The sequence below is a fragment of the Nocardioides sp. cx-169 genome, assembly GCF_021083605.1.
GTDB lineage: Bacteria > Actinomycetota > Actinomycetes > Propionibacteriales > Nocardioidaceae > Nocardioides.
The window spans coordinates 562,351-578,479 of sequence record NZ_JAJNRO010000002.1 but is presented as its reverse complement, the minus strand read 5'-3'; the positions used below and the strand labels follow the sequence as shown (position 1 = coordinate 578,479).

Genomic DNA, 16,129 nt, shown 5'->3' with positions numbered 1-16,129 from the left:
CGGGTCAGCGGGGTGCGGCTTTGCGGGGCTCAGGCCGGGAAGGAGCCGCCGGTCTCCGCGAGATTGCGCAGCCACGGGGTGGGGCGGAAGCGCTCGCCGTACGTCGCGGCGAGCTCGTCGGCGCGCTTGACGAACGCCGTCAGGCCGATCTCGCCGTCCGCCCCAGAGCCGGACGGAGCCTCGTAGCCGGTCATGAACTGCGCCGCGCCACCGGTCATCGGCGGGAAGCCGATGCCCATGATCGAGCCGATGTTGGCGGCCGCCGCGGACTCGATCACGCCCTCCTCGAAGCACTTGGCAGTCTCGAGCGCCTCGGCGAAGAGCATCCGGTCCTTCACGTCCTGCAGCGGCGGCTGCTCCTCGGCGACCGGGAACAGCTCGGCCAGGCCCGTCCAGAGGGACTGACGCTTGCCGTCCTCGTAGTCGTAGAACCCGGCGCCGCGCAGGCGGCCAGCGCGGCCGGCCTCCAGCATCCGGTCGACGACCGCGGTGCCCGGGTGCTCCGGCGCGGGCGAGCCCTCGCGCTCGGCGGCCTCGCGGGTGGCCTTGGCGATCTTGGCCATGAGCTCGAGGTTCAGCTCGTCGGAGAGCTGGAGCACGGGGGCGGGGTAGCCGGCTTGGGTCGTGGCGCGCTCGATGGTCCAGGGGCGCACGCCCTCAGCCAGCATCGCCATGCCCTCGTTGACCATGAAGCCGATGACGCGGGAGGTGTAGAACCCGCGGCTGTCGTTGACGACGATCGGCGTCTTGCGGATCTGCTGCACGACGTCGTAGGCCTTGGCCAGCGCCGCGTCCGAGGTCGCCTTGCCCTTGATGATCTCGACCAGCGGCATCTTGTCGACGGGGCTGAAGAAGTGCAGCCCGATGAAGTCGGCCGGGCGGTCGACACCCTCCGCGAGCTCGGTGATCGGCAGCGTCGAGGTGTTGGAGCACAGGAGCGCGTCCTCGTTGACGTACGGCGCGATCTCGGCGAACACCTTGTGCTTCAGGGACGGGTCCTCGAAGACGGCCTCGATGACCAGGTCGCAGCCGGCGAGGTCGGACGGGTCGGTCGTGGCGGTGATCCGTCCGAGCAGCTCGTCCTTCTTCTCCGGGGTGGACTTGCCGCGCGAGATGGCCTTGTCCAGCAGCTTCTCCGAGTAGGCCTTGCCCTTGTCGGCGCTGGCCTGCTCGACGTCCTTGAGCACGACCTCCATGCCGGCGCGGGCGCAGGAGTAGGCGATGCCGGCGCCCATCATGCCGGCGCCGAGGACGCCGACCTTCGTGGCCTTGAACGGTTCGAACCCGTCGGGGCGCAGCGAGCCGGAGTTGATCGCCTGCAGGTCGAAGAAGAACGCCTGGATCATGTTCTTCGAGCCCTGGTTGACGATCAGGTTGGTCAGGTAGCGCGACTCGATGCGGGAGGCGGTGTCGAAGTCGACCTGCGCCCCCTCGACCGCGGCGCTGAGGATCGCGCGGGCGGCGGGGTAGACGGCGCCCTTGGTCTGCTTGCGCAGCAGCGCGGGGAACGCCGGCAGGAAGCCCGCCAGCGCCGGGGACTTCGGGGTGCCGCCGGGCATCTTGTAGCCGGGCGCGTCCCAGGGGTTCTGCGCGGCCTCGGGGTTGGCCTTGATCCACGCCTTGGCCGCGGGAACGAGCTCCTCGCGGGTGGCGACCAGCTCGTCGACCAGGCCCTTCTCCTTGGCGGACTGCGGGTTGAACTGCGTGCCCTGGAGCAGCACGTCCATCAGGCCGGACTGCAGGCCGAGGAGACGCACGATGCGGGTGACGCCGCCGCCGCCGGGCAGCAGGCCCAGGCTGGACTCGGGCAGGCCGAGCTTGACCTTGGCGTCGTCGACGACGATGCGGTGGTTGGTGGCCAGCGCGATCTCGAAGCCACCGCCGAGCGCGGCGCCGTTGATGGCGGCCACGACCGGACGGGGGTACTTCTCGAGGCGGCGCAGGCCGGCCTTGACGCTCTCGGCGAGCTCGAAGACCGAGGCGGCGTCGTCCTTGGTCGCCTGCACCATGGACTTGAGGTTGCCGCCGGCGAAGAAGGTCTTCTTGGCGCTCGTCACCACGACGCCCGTCACGTCGTCGACCTCGGCGTACAGCCGGTCGACGGCGTCGTTCATCGAGGAGATGTAGAGCTCGTTCATGGTGTTGGCGCTCGACGTCGGGTCGTCGAGGATCAGCGTGACGACGCCGTCGGCGTCGCGCTCGTAGTGCACAGCGGTCTCGGTCGTGGTGCTCATCTGGGTGTCCTGTTCTGGTGTCGGTGGTTGAGGTGCGAGGGCCGCTAGGCCCGAGCCTCGAAACCACCTGTTCTGGAGTTGTGCTGCAGGCCTGCGCTCAGCTCACGGGTCTCGACACGCGGGTCACGGCTTCGTTCCTCAGCCGTGCCGCTCGCTCGACCACCATCAGCGGGTCCGCTGACGCGTCCCCGCTCACACCAGCTCCACGATGGTCGCGATGCCCATGCCGCCGCCGACGCAGAGCGTGGCCAGGCCCCGGCGCAGGTCGCGGCGCTGCAGCTCGTCGATGAGCGTGCCGAGGATCATCGCGCCGGTCGCGCCGAGCGGGTGACCCATGGCGATCGCGCCGCCGTTGACGTTGGTGATGTCGTGGCTGATGCCCATGTCGCGCATGAACCGCATCGCGACAGCGGCGAACGCCTCGTTGATCTCGAACAGGTCGATGTCGTCGACCGTCAGGCCGGCCTTGGCCAGCGCCTTGCGGGCAGCCGGGGCAGGACCGGTCAGCATGATCACCGGGTCGGCGCCGGAGACGGCGGTCGCCAGGATGCGCGCCCGCGGCGTGAGACCGAGGTCGGTGCCGACCTGCTCGGAGCCGATCGCCATGACCGCGGCGCCGTCGACGATGCCCGAGGAGTTGCCGGCGTGGTGGACGTGGTTGATCTTCTCGATCCAGTGGTACTTCTCCAGCGCCACGTCGTCGAAGCCGGCGTCGGCGCCGATCTGCGCGAACGACGCCTTGAGGCCCGCGAGACCCTCGGGGCTGGTGTCGGGGCGGATCGTCTCGTCGTGGTCGAGGATGGTGAGGCCGCTGGCGTCCTTGACCGGGATGACCGCGCCACCGAAGTAGCCGTTGGCCCAGGCCTTGGCGGCGCGGTGGTGCGACTCGGCGGCGTAGGCGTCGACGTCACCGCGGTCCCAGCCCTCGATGGTGGCGATGAGGTCGGCGCCGATGCCCTGCGGGACGAAGCCGGTCTTGAGCGCCGTGGCCGGGTCGGAGGCCCAGGCGCCGCCGTCGGAGCCCATCGGCACCCGGCTCATCGACTCGACGCCGCCGGCGAGGATCAGGTCCTCGAAGCCGCCGCGGACGCGGGACGCGGCCTGGTTGACCGCCTCGAGGCCCGAGGCGCAGAAGCGGTTGAGCTGGACGCCCGCGACCGTGTCGGGGTAGCCGGCCGCGAGCGCGGCGGTCTTGGCGATGTCGCCGCCCTGGTCACCGATCGGAGTGACGACACCGAGCACGACGTCGTCGACGCGGGCCGGGTCCAGGCCGGGGTTGCGCTCCTTGACGGCGTCGAGCAGGCCGACCACCAGGTCGACGGGCTTGACCTCGTGCAGGGAGCCGTTGGCCTTGCCCTTGCCGCGCGGCGTACGGATGTGGTCGTACACGAATGCTTCTGCCATGACCGTCCTCGGTGTTGTGGTGACGTGCTGGTGTGTCGTGGGTCGAGCGCCCCCCCATGATTGTGACACTATCGGTGTCACAATCGTCAAGGGCGGCCGTGTGGGTTGACTCACCCGCGGGCTGCACGATGTCCGAGGCCCTCGAAGGAGGCAGGCATGAGCCAGGAGCCCGGCGCCGACGGCGCGAGCGAGCCGCGGGGCCTGCTCACCCTGGACGAGCTCACCGCCCGGGTCGGCATGAGCGTGCGCAACGTGCGCTTCTACACGACCAAGGGCCTGGTGCCGCCGCCGATCCGGCGTGGCCGCTCGGGCTACTACACCTCCGATCACGTGGCCCGGCTCGAGCTGGTGAAGGAGCTGCAGAGCCACGGGTTCACGCTCGCCGCGATCGAGGGCTACCTGGCAGGGATCCCGACGGAGTCCAGCCCCGAGGACATCGCCCTACGGCGCTCGATGCTCGCGCCCTGGCAGGCCGGGCGCCCCGTCGTACTCTCCCGAGACGAGCTGGTCCGGCGCTGCGACCGGGACGTCTCCACCGAGGACCTGCAGGTCCTGGAGGCCCTCGGCATCGTCGTACCGGCCGGCTCGGACGCCTTCGAAGTCGCCGAGTCGCAGCTGTCGGTCGGGCTGGCGCTGCTCGACCTGGGGTACCCGCTCGAGGCCGCCGTGGCCACCGGCGAGATCTACCGCCGCCACGGTCGCGAGATCGCCCATGAGCTGTACGACGTGTTCCGCCGCATGGTCTGGCCGGTCTACCGCGAGTCCGGCGCCACACCGGAGACGGTGCAGGCCATCGTCGAGCGGCTCAAGCCCCTGTCGATCGCCAGCCTGGTCTCCGCCTACGAGGCCGGCATGGACGAAACCAAGCGCGAGAACATCGCGCGCAAGGCGCGCGGCTGAGGTGAGTGCGCCGGCCGGGCCGTGAGTTTCACCGGGTCCCCGGTGAAACTGGTGGATCCCCCACCAAGTTTCATACGGGAGGCGTGAGTTTCACCGGGTCCCCGGTGAAACTCGTCAGCGCCACCCGCGCCGAAGCGCCCGCCACCAGGAGGTGACGGGCGCTTCGAGGAGTGCGTGGTGCGGGTCAGCGACGACCGGAGCTGAAGGACGCCGCGGTGTGGCCCCCGCCCGAGGAGGACGCCGAGCCGCCGCGCGAGCGACCGCCGCCGGAGCGAGCACCGCCGGCCTTGGGGGCCGCCTGGGCGGACCCGCCGCGGGAGCGGCCGCCACCGGACCTGGGCTGGCCGCCGGAGCGACCGCCGCCACCGCCACCGCCGCCACCGGAACGGCGACGCGGGCCGCTGCCGGCCGGGCGCGAGCCCGACGACTCGGGGCGGTCGAGCTCGATGCCGCCGACGACGACCGTGCGCTCGCCGGGGGCGAGGGTGGCCAGCATCGGGTGGGAGGCGCCGTCGATGCGCGTGGTGGTCGGCTTGATGCCGGCCGCGCGGGTCAGCTGGCGCACGTCGCGCACCTGGTCGTCGGTCATCAGCGTGATGACGGTGCCCGCGGCGCCGGCTCGCGCCGTACGGCCGGAGCGGTGCAGGTAGGCCTTGTGCTCGGTCGGCGGGTCCGCGTGGACCACGAGGGCCACGTCGTCGACGTGGATGCCGCGAGCGGCGATGTCGGTCGCGACCAGGGTCGTGGCCTTGCCGGAGTGGAACATCTCCATGTTGCGCGTGCGCGCGTTCTGGCTGAGGTTCCCGTGCAGGTCGACCGAGGGCACGCCGGACTTGTTCAGCTGGCGCGCCAGCGCCTTGGCGCCGTGCTTGGTACGGGTGAAGACCACGGTGCGGCCGGGCGCGCTGGTCAGGTCGACCAGGACGGAGATCCGGTGCTCGCGGGCCACGTGCAGGACGTGGTGGTCCATCGTCGACACCGGCGACTGCGCCGAGTCGGCCTCGTGGACCTTGGGCGAGTGCAGGAACCGCTTGACCAGGACATCGATCGCCTTGTCGAGCGTGGCCGAGAAGAGCAGGCGCTGCCCGGACTGCGGGGTCTTGTCCATGATCCGGCGTACGGCGGGCAGGAAGCCCAGGTCAGCCATGTGGTCGGCCTCGTCGAGCACGGTGACCTCGATGTTGCCGAGGTCGAGGTGACCCTGCTGCATGAGGTCCTCGAGGCGGCCGGGGCAGGCGACGACGATGTCGACGCCCTTGCGGAGGCCCTGGACCTGCGGGTTCTGGCCGACGCCGCCGAAGACGGTGATCGTCGAGAAGCCGGCGGCCTGGGCCAGCGGCTGCAGGGCGGCGTGGATCTGGCCGACGAGCTCGCGCGTGGGCGCCAGGATCAGCGCGCGGGGCGACTTGGGCGCCGCGCGGCGACCGCTGTCGCTCAGGCGGGAGATCATCGGCAGCAGGAACGCGTAGGTCTTGCCGGAGCCGGTGCGGCCGCGGCCGAGTACGTCACGACCGGCGAGCGAGTCAGGCAGCGTCGCGGCCTGGATCGGGGTCGGGACGGTGATGCCGTTCTTGGTCAGGATGGCGACGAGCGCGGAGGGGACGCCGAGCTCGGCGAAGGAAGGAACAGAGTTCACAGAAGTCACTAACGTTGGTGTGTCTCACCAAGCTGGCCCGTCGGCGACGGGCGGAAAGCATGTGCCTCACGAAGGAGGGGCGCGACCCGAGACGAGAAGTTCCGGTGCGCGCGGGAGCTCGAGGCAAGACTGAACGAGCTGCTGGATAAGACCCTAGAGCAATGGCGCTCCCAACCCCGCATTGCGACGCCTCCCTAGGGTGTGAGCATGACCACCGTCCTCGTCACCGGCGCCACGGGCTTCGTCGGTCGCCGGCTCGTGCCCGAGCTCGTCGAGCGCGGACACGCGGTGCGCGCGATGACCCGCCGCCCCGACGCGTACGACGGTCCGGGCGAGGCCGTGGCCGGTGACGTCCACGACCCCGCCAGCCTGGAGCGGGCGCTCGCGGGCGTGGACGTCGCGGTCTACCTCGTGCACTCGCTCGACGACGACGACTTCGAGCGCAAGGACGCGGAGGCGGCCACGGCGTTCGGGCGCGCGGCCGCGGGCGCCGACGTACGCCAGATCGTCTACCTCGGCGGTCTCGGCGCCGACGCCGACGACCTGTCCGCCCACCTCCGCTCGCGTCGCGAGGTCGAGAGGCTGCTCGGCGAGGCCGGGGTCCCGGTGACCGTGCTGCGCGCCGCGATCGTCGTCGGCGCGGGGGGCATCTCGTGGGAGATGACCCGGCAGCTGGTGAAGAACCTCCCCGCGATGGTGGTGCCCAGGTGGGCCGCCACCCGCACGCAGCCGATCGCGATCTCCGACGTCGTGCGCTACCTCGCCGGCGTCGTCGACGTGCCGCAAGCGCTGGGCCGGGTCTACGAGATCGGCGGCGCCGACCGGCTCAGCTACGTCGAGATGCTGCAGCAGGCCTCGCAGGTCATGAACGGCCGGACCGCCCGCGTGGTGCAGGTCCCCGTGCTGACGCCGAAGCTGTCGTCGTACTGGATCTCCTTCGTCACCAACGTCGACGTCACCACGGGACGCAACCTCATCGACTCCATGGGGACCGAGGTGATCGTCACCGACGACGCCATCCGCGAGCTGGTCCCGGGTGAGCCGTTGACCTACACGCAGGCGGTCGAGGCTGCGATCCGCGAGTCGGCGTAGGGGTCACCCGAACAGCAGCGGCAGCGCGAAGAGCATGGTCAGCGACCAGGTGCAGTGGGTCAGGATCGGAGCCAGGATGCCCCCCGACGCCCGGCGCTGGAGGCCGACGATCAGGCCGAGGAGCATCGCGGCGAAGGACAGCATCACGTTGCCCGAGGCCAGCGTGGCCACGAAGTAGGCCAGCGTCGTCCAGAGCACCGGCCGGCGCGGGATGGCCGCGTAGGCCGCCCCGCGGAAGAAGAGCTCCTCGGCCACGCCGTTGACCGCGGTGATGACGACCAGGAGGGGCAGCGATCCCTGGTCGGCGAAGTCGAGGATGGAGCTGACCTGACGCTCCAGGGGGTCGATGGTGCGCACGAGCAGGCCGCCGACCACGAACACCGCGGACAGCGCGAGGCCGATCAGGATCGGGGTGAGGACCGGCCGGACGTGCGCCTCACGGCGCTGGATCCGGCCCAGGTGCAGCGGACCGGAGGCGAAGGCACCGACCGCCCAGACGGCCGCGAGCCCGAACGTCGCGGGGTAGAACCAGCGGCTGCCCGGGTCGATGCGCAGCGACAGGCCCAGCACCAGGGCGCCGAGCAGGACGAAGCCGACGGTGACCAGCTGGCGACGGCGCAGCGCCTGCGGGGTCTCCCGGTGGTCGCGCGGAACGACGTCCCACAACGAGCGCTCGAGCCACGTCCGCACACAGATCACCCCTCGCCGTACGACTCTACGGGCGAGGGGTGATCGTGCTGGAGCGCTGTGACGAGGACTACTTCTTGAAGGCGTCCTTGACGTCTCCGGCGGCGTCCTTGACCTTCTCGACGCCGTCCTTCATCGAGGCGCTGGCCTGGTCGCCCTTGCCCTCGGCCTCGAGGTTCTCATCACCCGTGGCCTTGCCGGTGCCCTCCTTGGCCTTGCCGCCCAGGTCCTCGGCCTTGTTGCTCAGCTTGTCGTCCAGTCCCATCGCTACCTCCAGGGTTGTGCGGGTACGCCGCCGGGCGGATGCCCGCGGACGTCCCTCCAGTGAACGTCAGAACGCCGTCCTCCACCTCACCCCGGCGGATGGTCCGCAGATCCGTGACGTAGTTCTGCTTCAGCAGCCAGGGCGCCCGGTCGCCCTGCTTGGGCAGCCGGTCGAGGTCCCGGAGCACGTAGCCGGCCTTGAAGTCCAGGAACGGCTGCTCGCCCACCGCCGGGTCGCGCACCGCGACGACCGACGTGGCGCCACGCTCGTCGAGGTGCCGCAGCAGCCGGCACACGTAGTCGGCGACCAGGTCGGCCTTGAGCGTCCACGAGGCGTTGGTGTAGCCGATCGTGTAGGCGAAGTTCGGGACGCCGCTGAGCATCAGCGCCTTGTAGGCCATCGTCCGCGACAGCTCCACCGGCGCGCCGTCCACGTGGAGGTCGATGCCGCCGAAGGGCAGCAGCCGCAGCCCGGTCGCGGTCACGACCAGGTCGGCCTCGAGCTCGCGTCCGGACGTCAGCCGGATGCCGCGCTCGGTGAAGGTCTCGATGGTGTCGGTGACGACGGCGGCCGTGCCGCGCCGCAGCGCCTTGAACAGGTCGCCGTCCGGCACGAAGCAGACCCGCTGGTCCCAGGGGTCGTAGACCGGCTTGAAGTGCTCGTCGACATCCATGCCGTCGGGCAGCTGCTTGGCGGTCTGGCTGCGGATGACTCGCTTGACGAGCCCGGGGCGGCGCCGGCTCAGCTGGTAGAACCCGATCGCGGTGAGGATGTTGGACCAGCGGACGGCCGGGTAGGCCAGCCGCTGAGGCAGGCGCCTGAGCAGCCGGGCCAGCGGGTCGCGGCCCGCCCGGGAGAGCACGTACGTCGGCGAGCGCTGCAGCATGGTGACGTGCGCGGCGGTCTCGGCCATCGCGGGGACCAGCGTGATCGCCGTTGCCCCGCTGCCGATCACCACGACCCGCTTGCCGGAGTGGTCCAGGTCCTCCGGCCAGTGCTGCGGATGCACGATCTCGCCACCGAACCGCTCCTGGCCCGGCAGCTCGGGAGCGTAGCCCCGCTCGTAGTCGTAGTAGCCCGAGCACGCCCATAGGAAACTCGTCGTGATGGTCACGGGCTCGCCGTCGCGCTCGACCTCCACCGTCCACCGCGCGGTCTCGGAGTCCCAGCTCGCGCTGGTGACGCGGTGCCGGTAACGGATCAGCGCGTCGACGCCGTACTCGTGCGCGACCGTGCGCAGGTAGTCGAGGATCAGCGGCCCGTCGGCCAGCGCGGTGTCGCCGGGCCACGGCCGCCAGTGGAAGCCGAACGTGAACATGTCGGAGTCCGAGCGGATGCCGGGGTAGCGGAAGAGGTCCCAGGTCCCCCCGCTTCGCTCGCGGCTCTCCAGCACCGCCACGCTGCGGCCCGGGTGCTCGGTGCGCAGGCGGCAGGCCGCGCCGATCCCGGCCAGTCCCGCCCCGATCACCAGGACGTCCACGTGCTCGGTGCTCATGCCCGGATAGTAGAGCGAGCGCTCACGCCTGGACGGCGACGCCGCGGTCGATGAGGTCGTCGACACCCGCGACGCCCCAGGCGGCGAGGGCCTCACGAGTGTGCTGGCCGGCGGCGGCCGACGGGGGGAGGCCGAGCGTCGCGGAGGTGCGGGAGAAACGGGGGGCCGGCTGCGGCTGGACCATCCCGTCCCGCTCCACGAAGGTGCCGCGGGCGCGCAGGTGCGGGTGCTCGAACGCCTCGCTGATCGGGATGATCCCGGCGACGCAGGCGTCGGTGCCCTCGAAGAGCTCGACCCACTCGGCCTGGGTGCGCGACCGGAGGGTCTCGGTGAGCAGCGCCCGCATCTCGGCGTACCTCTCGGGCTCGCCCTGTCCGGGGCAGATGTCCTTGATGTCGAGCGTCGTGACGAGCGCGTCGAAGAACTGCGGCTCGAGCGCGGCCACCGAGAGGTGCCGGCCGTCGGCGGTCTCGTAGACGTCGTAGAACGGCACGCCGCCGTCGAGCAGGTTGGCGCCACGCTCCTCGGTGAAGCCGCCGCCGGCGAGGAAGGCCGCGGTCATGGCGTTGAGGTGGGCGGTGCCGTCGACGATCGCGGCGTCCACGACCTGGCCCCGGCCGGAGATCCTGGACTCCAGGAGGGCGGCGAGGACGCCGATGACCAGGTACGTCGAGCCGCCACCGAAGTCGCCGACCAGGTTGCTCGGGAAGTGCGGGCGGGCGGGATCCTGCCCCATGCCGTGGAGCGCCCCGGTGATCGCGATGTAGTTCATGTCGTGGCCGGCGGACTGGGCCAGCGGCCCGTCCTGGCCCCACCCGGTCATGCGGCCGTAGACCAGCCGCTCGTTGACGGCGAGGCAGTCGTCCGGGCCCAGCCCGAGCCGCTCGGTCACGCCGGGACGCATCCCCTCGACGACCACGTCGGCGCCGCGGACCAGCTCGAGGACGGTGGCGACCGCCTCGGGGTCCTTGAGGTTCAGGGCGACGCTGGGCCGGCCGCGGTTGAGCAGCATGCTCGCGCCTCCGGCGAGCAGCTGTCCGCCGGGACGCTCGACCCGGATCACGTCGGCCCCGAGGTCGGCCAGGATCATGCAGGCGTGCGGGCCGGGCCCGATGCCGGCGATCTCCACGACCTTCACCCCGCGCAGCGGCCCGGTGCCCTGACCCAGTTCGTACGTCATGGCGGCGAGCATGACAGAGCGGGAGTGACCGCGGCCGCGTGAGCCGCCGCACCGAATCTTGCAACTAGTTGCATAGGCCTGCCAGGCTGCCCGCATGGCCCTCGAGCACGCCCTTCTCGTCGCGCTGCGGGAGCGGCCCGCCAGCGGGTCGGATCTGGCCAGGCGATTCAGCCGCTCGATCGGGTTCTTCTGGAGCGCCACCCACCAGCAGATCTACCGGGTGCTGGCGCGCATGGAGGCCGACGGCTGGCTGCAGGTGACCCCGGTCGCGCAGGCGGGCAGGCCGGACCAGAAGGTGTACGACGTCACGCCGGCCGGCGCGGCCGCCCTGGCCGAGTGGCTGTCCGAGCCGACCCCTCCGCACGCGCTGCGCAGCGACCTCGCGGTGAAGATGCGCGGGGCGTCGTTCGGCGACCGCGCGGCGGTGCTGGACGTCGTCCGCGCCCACCTGGCCGACCACCACGCGCGACTGGAGCACTACCGCCGACTCATGGAGCGCGACTACCCGGCGCCCGACCACCCGGCGAGCCTGAGCGGGCTCGACCTCGACCACTACCTCGTGCTGCGCGGCGGAATCCTCACCGAGGAGACCTGGGTGACGTGGCTGACCGAGTACCTGGAGGCCCACACATGACCCCGTCGACGGACTACCCGAACCTGCTGTCCCCGATCACCCTGGGCTCGCTGACGCTGCGCAACCGCGTGGTCATGGGGTCCATGCACACCGGGCTCGAGGACCGGCGACGAGACCTCCCGGACCTCGCGGCGTACTTCGCCGAGCGCGCCCGCGGCGGGGTCGGGCTGATCATCACCGGCGGCTACGCCCCGAACAAGCGCGGCTGGCTCAAGCCGCTGGCCTCGGAGATGACGACGCGGCTGCAGGCGATGCGGCACCGCGAGGTGACGTCCGCGGTCCACGAGGAGGGCGGCGCGATCGCACTGCAGGTGCTGCACGCGGGCCGCTACGGCTACCACCCGCTCAGCGTCTCCGCCTCGTCGCGCAAGTCGCCGATCACGCCGTTTCGCCCGAGCGCCCTGACGACGCGCGGCGTGGACCGGACCGCCACGGACTTCGCGCGCTCGGTCGCGCTGGCGGTGAAGGCGGGCTACGACGCGGTCGAGATCATGGGCTCCGAGGGCTACCTCATCAACCAGTTCCTGGCCGCGCGCACCAACGACCGCACGGACGCCTGGGGCGGTACGGCGGCGAAGCGGATGCGCTTCCCCGTCGAGGTCGTGCGCCGCGCGCGCGAGCTGGTCGGGGACGACCTGCCGATCGTCTACCGGATCTCGCTGCTCGACCTGGTCGAGGGCGGCCAGACCTGGGCGGAGGTGGTCGAGCTCGCCGGGCTGCTGGAGGCCGCGGGGGTCACCGTGCTCAACACCGGCATCGGATGGCACGAGGCACGGGTGCCCACGATCCTCACCCAGGTCCCGCGCGGCGCCTGGCGATCCGCGACCGCGCGGCTGAAGGGCGTGGTGTCGGTTCCGGTGTGCGCGTCCAACCGGATCAACACCCCCGAGCTCGCCGAGGAGATCCTCGCCGCGGGCGAGGCCGACCTGGTGTCGCTGGCCCGCCCCCTGCTCGCCGATCCGGAGTTCGTGGCCAAGGCCGCGGCCGGCCGGGCTGACGAGATCAACACCTGCATCGCCTGCAACCAGGCCTGCCTCGACCACGTCTTCGCCAACCGCAAGGCCTCGTGCCTGGTCAACCCGCGCGCCTGCCGCGAGCTGACCCTCACGCTGGGCGCCACGCGGCGCGTCGCCTCCGTGGCCGTCGTCGGCGCCGGTCCGGCCGGCCTCGCCGCCGCGGTCTCGGCCGCGGAGCGCGGCTTCGCGGTGACGCTGTTCGAGCGGTCGATGGCGATCGGTGGGCAGTTCCGCCTGGCCATGGCCGTGCCGGGCAAGGAGGACTTCGCCGACACCCTGCGCTACTACGCCCGGCGGCTCGAGGTGCTCGGGGTCGACGTGCGGCTCGGGGTCGCCGCGTCGCCCGACGACCTGGCGGCCTACGACGAGGTGGTCGTGGCGACCGGGGTCGTGCCGCGGGTGCCGTCGTTCCCGGGGGTCGACCACCCCCACGTGGTGTCGTACGCCGACGTGCTCTCCGGCGCGGTCGTGCCGGGCCGACGCGTGGCCGTCGTGGGCGCCGGCGGCATCGGCGTCGACGTGAGCGTCTGGCTCACCCACGGCCCGGCCGAGGAGCTCGACGAGTGGATGTCGCACTGGGGCGTGGGCGACCCGTCGCTGCACCCCGGCGGCCTGACCGAGCGCAAGCCCCGCACGCCGCTGCGCGAGGTGACGCTGATCCAGCGCAAGACCACCCCGATCGGCATCGGGCTGGGCAAGACGTCCGGCTGGGCGCACCGGGCCGTGCTCAAGCAGTCGGGCGTCGTCCAGGTCAGCGGCGCGACGTACGAGCGGATCGACGACGCCGGCCTGCACCTGAGCGTCGACGGCGTCGCCTCGGTGCTCGACGTCGACCACATCGTGCTCTGTGCGGGGCAGGAGTCCGTGCGCGGGCTGTACGACGAGCTGGTCGCGGCCGGCGCGTCCGCGCACCTCATCGGCGGCGCCGACGTGGCCACCGAGCTCGACGCCAAGCGTGCGATCGAGCAGGGGACGCGGGTGGCGGCGGCGCTGTGAGCGGGCTTGTAACTCAGTGTTACGTCCGCTAGGAGGGTGGCCAGTCACCCGGGTAGTCGACGTAACACCGAGTTACAAGAAGCTGGCCGCTACCGTCGGCCGCATGATCCGTGACTTCACCGACAACGAGGCGCGACGGGCGCTGGTGCTCAAGTGGGGGACCGTCGAGCGCGACGTGATCCCGGCCTGGGTGGCGGAGATGGACTACGCACTGGCCCCGCCGGTGGCGCAGGCGCTGAGCGAGGCGGTGGCGCGCGGGGTGACCGGCTACCCGCCGTTCGAGATGGGCGGCGAGCTCGGCCGGGCGTACGCCGGGTGGGCGCGGCGGCAGTTCGGGAGCGAGGTCGACCCGGAGCTGGTGATCCCGACGGTCGACGTGACGGCCGGGGTGCGGGTCGCCCTGGACGTGCTCTGCGATCCCGGTCCGATGGTGATGCCCGGACCGGCGTACGCGCCGCAGCTGCAGGTGGCGCAGGTGACCGGGCGCGAGCGGGTCGACCTGCTCCTCGACCCTGACGCCGAGCGCGCCGAGCTGGACCTGGACCGGCTGGACCGGCTGTTCTCCGACGGGGCGCGCACCCTGCTGCTGACCCAGCCGCACAACCCGTGGGGACGGGCCTTCAGCCGCGCCGAGCTGGAGGGGGTGCGCGACGTCGTCGTACGGCACGGGGCGCGGGTGATCTCGGACGAGATCCACGCCCCGCTGGTGCTCGAGGGCGCCGAGCACGTCTCCTATCTCTCCATCGACGGCACCGCCGACCACGCGGTGGCGGTGGTCGCCGCGTCGAAGGCGTTCAACACCGCCGGCCTGCGGTGCGCCCAGATCATCAGCGCCGACCGCGCCACCCACGAGCGGCTCGTGGACGTGCCGCTGGTGCGCAACGACTCGTGGTCGCCGCTCGGCGTCGTCGCCGCGGTGGCCGCCTACACCGACGGGGACGAGTGGCTCGGGGCCCTGCGCACGCGCCTGTCCGCCCAGCGCGACCTGCTCGGCGTCCTGCTCGCCGAGCAGCTGCCGGCGGCCCGGATGCGGCCGCTCGAGGCGACGTACCTCGCCTGGCTCGACCTGCGCGCCTACGGCCACGACGACCCGGCCGCCGTCGCGCTCGAGCGCGGGCGGGTGCGGCTGGCGCCGGGCCACGACTACCAGCCGGGTCTAGGCGGACACGTGCGGCTCAACATCGCCACGTCGCCCGAGCGGCTGACCCTCATCGTCCAGCGCCTCGCCGAGGCGCTGGGAGAGCCTGCCTCATAGACTCCGAGCCGTGAAGATCACGGTGATCGGCTGCGGCTACCTCGGCGCCACCCACGCGGCCTGCATGGCCGAGCTCGGCTACGACGTCCTCGGCGTCGAGGTCGACGACCGCAAGCGCGAGCTGCTCGCCGCCGGCGAGGTGCCGATGTACGAGCCCGGCCTCGCCGACCTGCTCTCCCAGCACGTCGCCTCCGGCCGGCTGCGCTTCACCGACTCCCTCGAGGAGGCCGCCGCCTTCGCCGACCTGCACTTCGTCTGCGTCGGCACCCCCCAGCTGCCGTCGAGCATGGGCGCCGACGTCTCGTACGTCGAGGCGGCGATCAGCGGGCTGGCGCCGCACCTGACCCGACCGTCGTACGTCGTCGGCAAGTCGACCGTGCCGGTCGGGACCGCCGCCCGGATGTCGGCCCTGCTCGCCGAGTTGGCACCGGTCGGCGCCGAGGCGGAGCTGGTGTGGAACCCCGAGTTCCTGCGCGAGGGCTTCGCAGTCAAGGACACGCTGGAGCCGGACCGGGTCGTGCTCGGCGTCACCAGCGAGCGCTCGGAGAAGGTCCTGCGCGACTTCTACGCGCCGATCCTCGAGCGCGGCACCCCACTCGTCGTGACCGACTACGCCACCGCCGAGCTCGTCAAGGTCTCGGCCAACGCGTTCCTCGCCACCAAGATCTCCTTCATCAACGCGGTCTCCGAGGTGTGCGAGGCGGCCGGCGCCGACGTCGTGGACCTGGCCGACGCGATCGGCCACGACGTCCGGATCGGCCGCCGCTTCCTCAACGCCGGCATCGGCTTCGGCGGCGGCTGCCTGCCCAAGGACATCCGCGCCTTCGTGCACCGGGCCGGGGAGCTCGGTGTGGAGGACGCGATGTCGTTCCTGCGCCAGGTCGACGACATCAACCAGCGCCAGCGCTCGCGCGTCGCCGAGATCGCCGAGGGGATGCTGGGCGGCAGCGTCGCCCGGTCCCGGATCGCGGTCTGGGGCGCGGCCTTCAAGCCCGACAGCGACGACGTCCGTGACTCCCCCGCGCTGTCCATCGCCGGCAAGCTGCATCTGCGCGGCGCCGATGTCACCGTCTACGACCCGCAGGCCAACGAGACCGCGCGCGCGGCCTTCCCGACGCTCGGCTACGCCGGCTCCGCCGTCGACGCCGCCCGCGACGCCGACCTGGTGCTGCACCTCACCGAGTGGCCGGAGTTCCGCACGGTCGACCTCGCCGAGGTCGGGGGCGTCGTACGCCGCAAGCAGATCCTCGACGGCCGCAACCTGCTCGACCTCGACGCCTGGCGCGAGGCCGGCTGGACCGCCCGCGGGCTCGGCCGGCACTGAGCTCTGGGGCG

At 72.0% G+C, this 16,129-nt stretch carries 13 protein-coding genes; 6 read left to right on the top strand and 7 right to left on the bottom strand.

Annotated features, from left to right (window positions below):
- Window positions 1-29: 29 nt before the first annotated feature.
- Window positions 30-2,234: a 3-hydroxyacyl-CoA dehydrogenase NAD-binding domain-containing protein gene (locus LRP67_RS03955; protein ID WP_231268879.1), complete on the bottom strand. Its 2,205-nt coding sequence runs from the start codon at window positions 2,232-2,234 to the stop codon at window positions 30-32.
- A 192-nt stretch (window positions 2,235-2,426) separates the two neighbouring features.
- A complete protein-coding gene (locus tag LRP67_RS03950; protein ID WP_231268878.1) occupies window positions 2,427-3,638 on the bottom strand; it encodes an acetyl-CoA C-acetyltransferase in 1,212 nt (403 codons plus the stop codon).
- Window positions 3,639-3,794: 156 nt separating this feature from the next.
- On the opposite strand from LRP67_RS03950, the gene LRP67_RS03945 reads away from it, so the two are divergent.
- A complete protein-coding gene (locus LRP67_RS03945) occupies window positions 3,795-4,538 on the top strand; it encodes a MerR family transcriptional regulator (protein WP_231268877.1) in 744 nt (247 codons plus the stop codon).
- 184 nt (window positions 4,539-4,722) lie between these two features.
- Here LRP67_RS03945 and LRP67_RS03940 read toward each other — a convergent pair whose 3' ends face one another.
- Entirely contained in the window at window positions 4,723-6,174 is a 1,452-nt protein-coding gene (locus LRP67_RS03940; protein ID WP_231268876.1) for a DEAD/DEAH box helicase, read from the bottom strand.
- Between the two features lie 207 nt (window positions 6,175-6,381).
- Here LRP67_RS03940 and LRP67_RS03935 point away from each other — a divergent pair, with 207 nt between their 5' ends.
- Window positions 6,382-7,266: an NAD(P)H-binding protein gene (locus tag LRP67_RS03935; protein ID WP_231268875.1), complete on the top strand. Its 885-nt coding sequence runs from the start codon at window positions 6,382-6,384 to the stop codon at window positions 7,264-7,266.
- A gap of 3 nt (window positions 7,267-7,269) precedes the next feature.
- Here the strand turns inward: LRP67_RS03935 and LRP67_RS03930 are convergent, their stop codons facing one another.
- The 4 genes from LRP67_RS03930 to LRP67_RS03915 form a co-directional block, all read right to left on the bottom strand.
- Complete coding sequence (locus tag LRP67_RS03930) at window positions 7,270-7,956, bottom strand: CPBP family intramembrane glutamic endopeptidase (RefSeq protein WP_231268874.1); 687 nt, start codon at window positions 7,954-7,956, stop codon at window positions 7,270-7,272.
- Window positions 7,957-8,023: 67 nt separating this feature from the next.
- Window positions 8,024-8,218 carry a CsbD family protein gene (locus LRP67_RS03925; RefSeq protein WP_231241360.1) on the bottom strand — a complete coding sequence of 65 codons (195 nt, stop codon included), beginning with the start codon at window positions 8,216-8,218 and terminating at the stop codon, window positions 8,024-8,026.
- A complete protein-coding gene (locus LRP67_RS03920) occupies window positions 8,136-9,713 on the bottom strand; it encodes an NAD(P)/FAD-dependent oxidoreductase (RefSeq protein ID WP_269210984.1) in 1,578 nt (525 codons plus the stop codon). Before LRP67_RS03920 ends, LRP67_RS03925 begins: the two co-directional genes overlap by 83 nt.
- 22 nt (window positions 9,714-9,735) lie before the next feature.
- On the bottom strand, window positions 9,736-10,893 hold the full coding sequence (locus LRP67_RS03915; protein ID WP_231268873.1) for a CaiB/BaiF CoA-transferase family protein: 1,158 nt from the start codon (window positions 10,891-10,893) through the stop codon (window positions 9,736-9,738).
- A 94-nt stretch (window positions 10,894-10,987) separates the two neighbouring features.
- On the opposite strand from LRP67_RS03915, the gene LRP67_RS03910 reads away from it, so the two are divergent.
- The 4 genes from LRP67_RS03910 (at window position 10,988) to LRP67_RS03895 (ending at window position 16,118) form a co-directional block, all read left to right on the top strand.
- Window positions 10,988-11,527, top strand: a complete 540-nt coding sequence (locus LRP67_RS03910) for a PadR family transcriptional regulator (protein WP_231268872.1) — start codon at window positions 10,988-10,990, stop codon at window positions 11,525-11,527.
- Entirely contained in the window at window positions 11,524-13,539 is a 2,016-nt protein-coding gene (locus LRP67_RS03905) for an NADPH-dependent 2,4-dienoyl-CoA reductase (RefSeq protein ID WP_231268871.1), read from the top strand. The genes LRP67_RS03910 and LRP67_RS03905 overlap by 4 nt, the downstream gene beginning before the upstream one ends.
- Before the next feature lie 103 nt (window positions 13,540-13,642).
- Window positions 13,643-14,794, top strand: coding sequence for a MalY/PatB family protein (locus LRP67_RS03900; protein WP_231268870.1), 1,152 nt, complete (start codon window positions 13,643-13,645; stop codon window positions 14,792-14,794).
- A 10-nt stretch (window positions 14,795-14,804) separates the two neighbouring features.
- Window positions 14,805-16,118, top strand: coding sequence for a UDP-glucose/GDP-mannose dehydrogenase family protein (locus LRP67_RS03895; protein WP_231268869.1), 1,314 nt, complete (start codon window positions 14,805-14,807; stop codon window positions 16,116-16,118).
- Window positions 16,119-16,129: the final 11 nt, after the last annotated feature.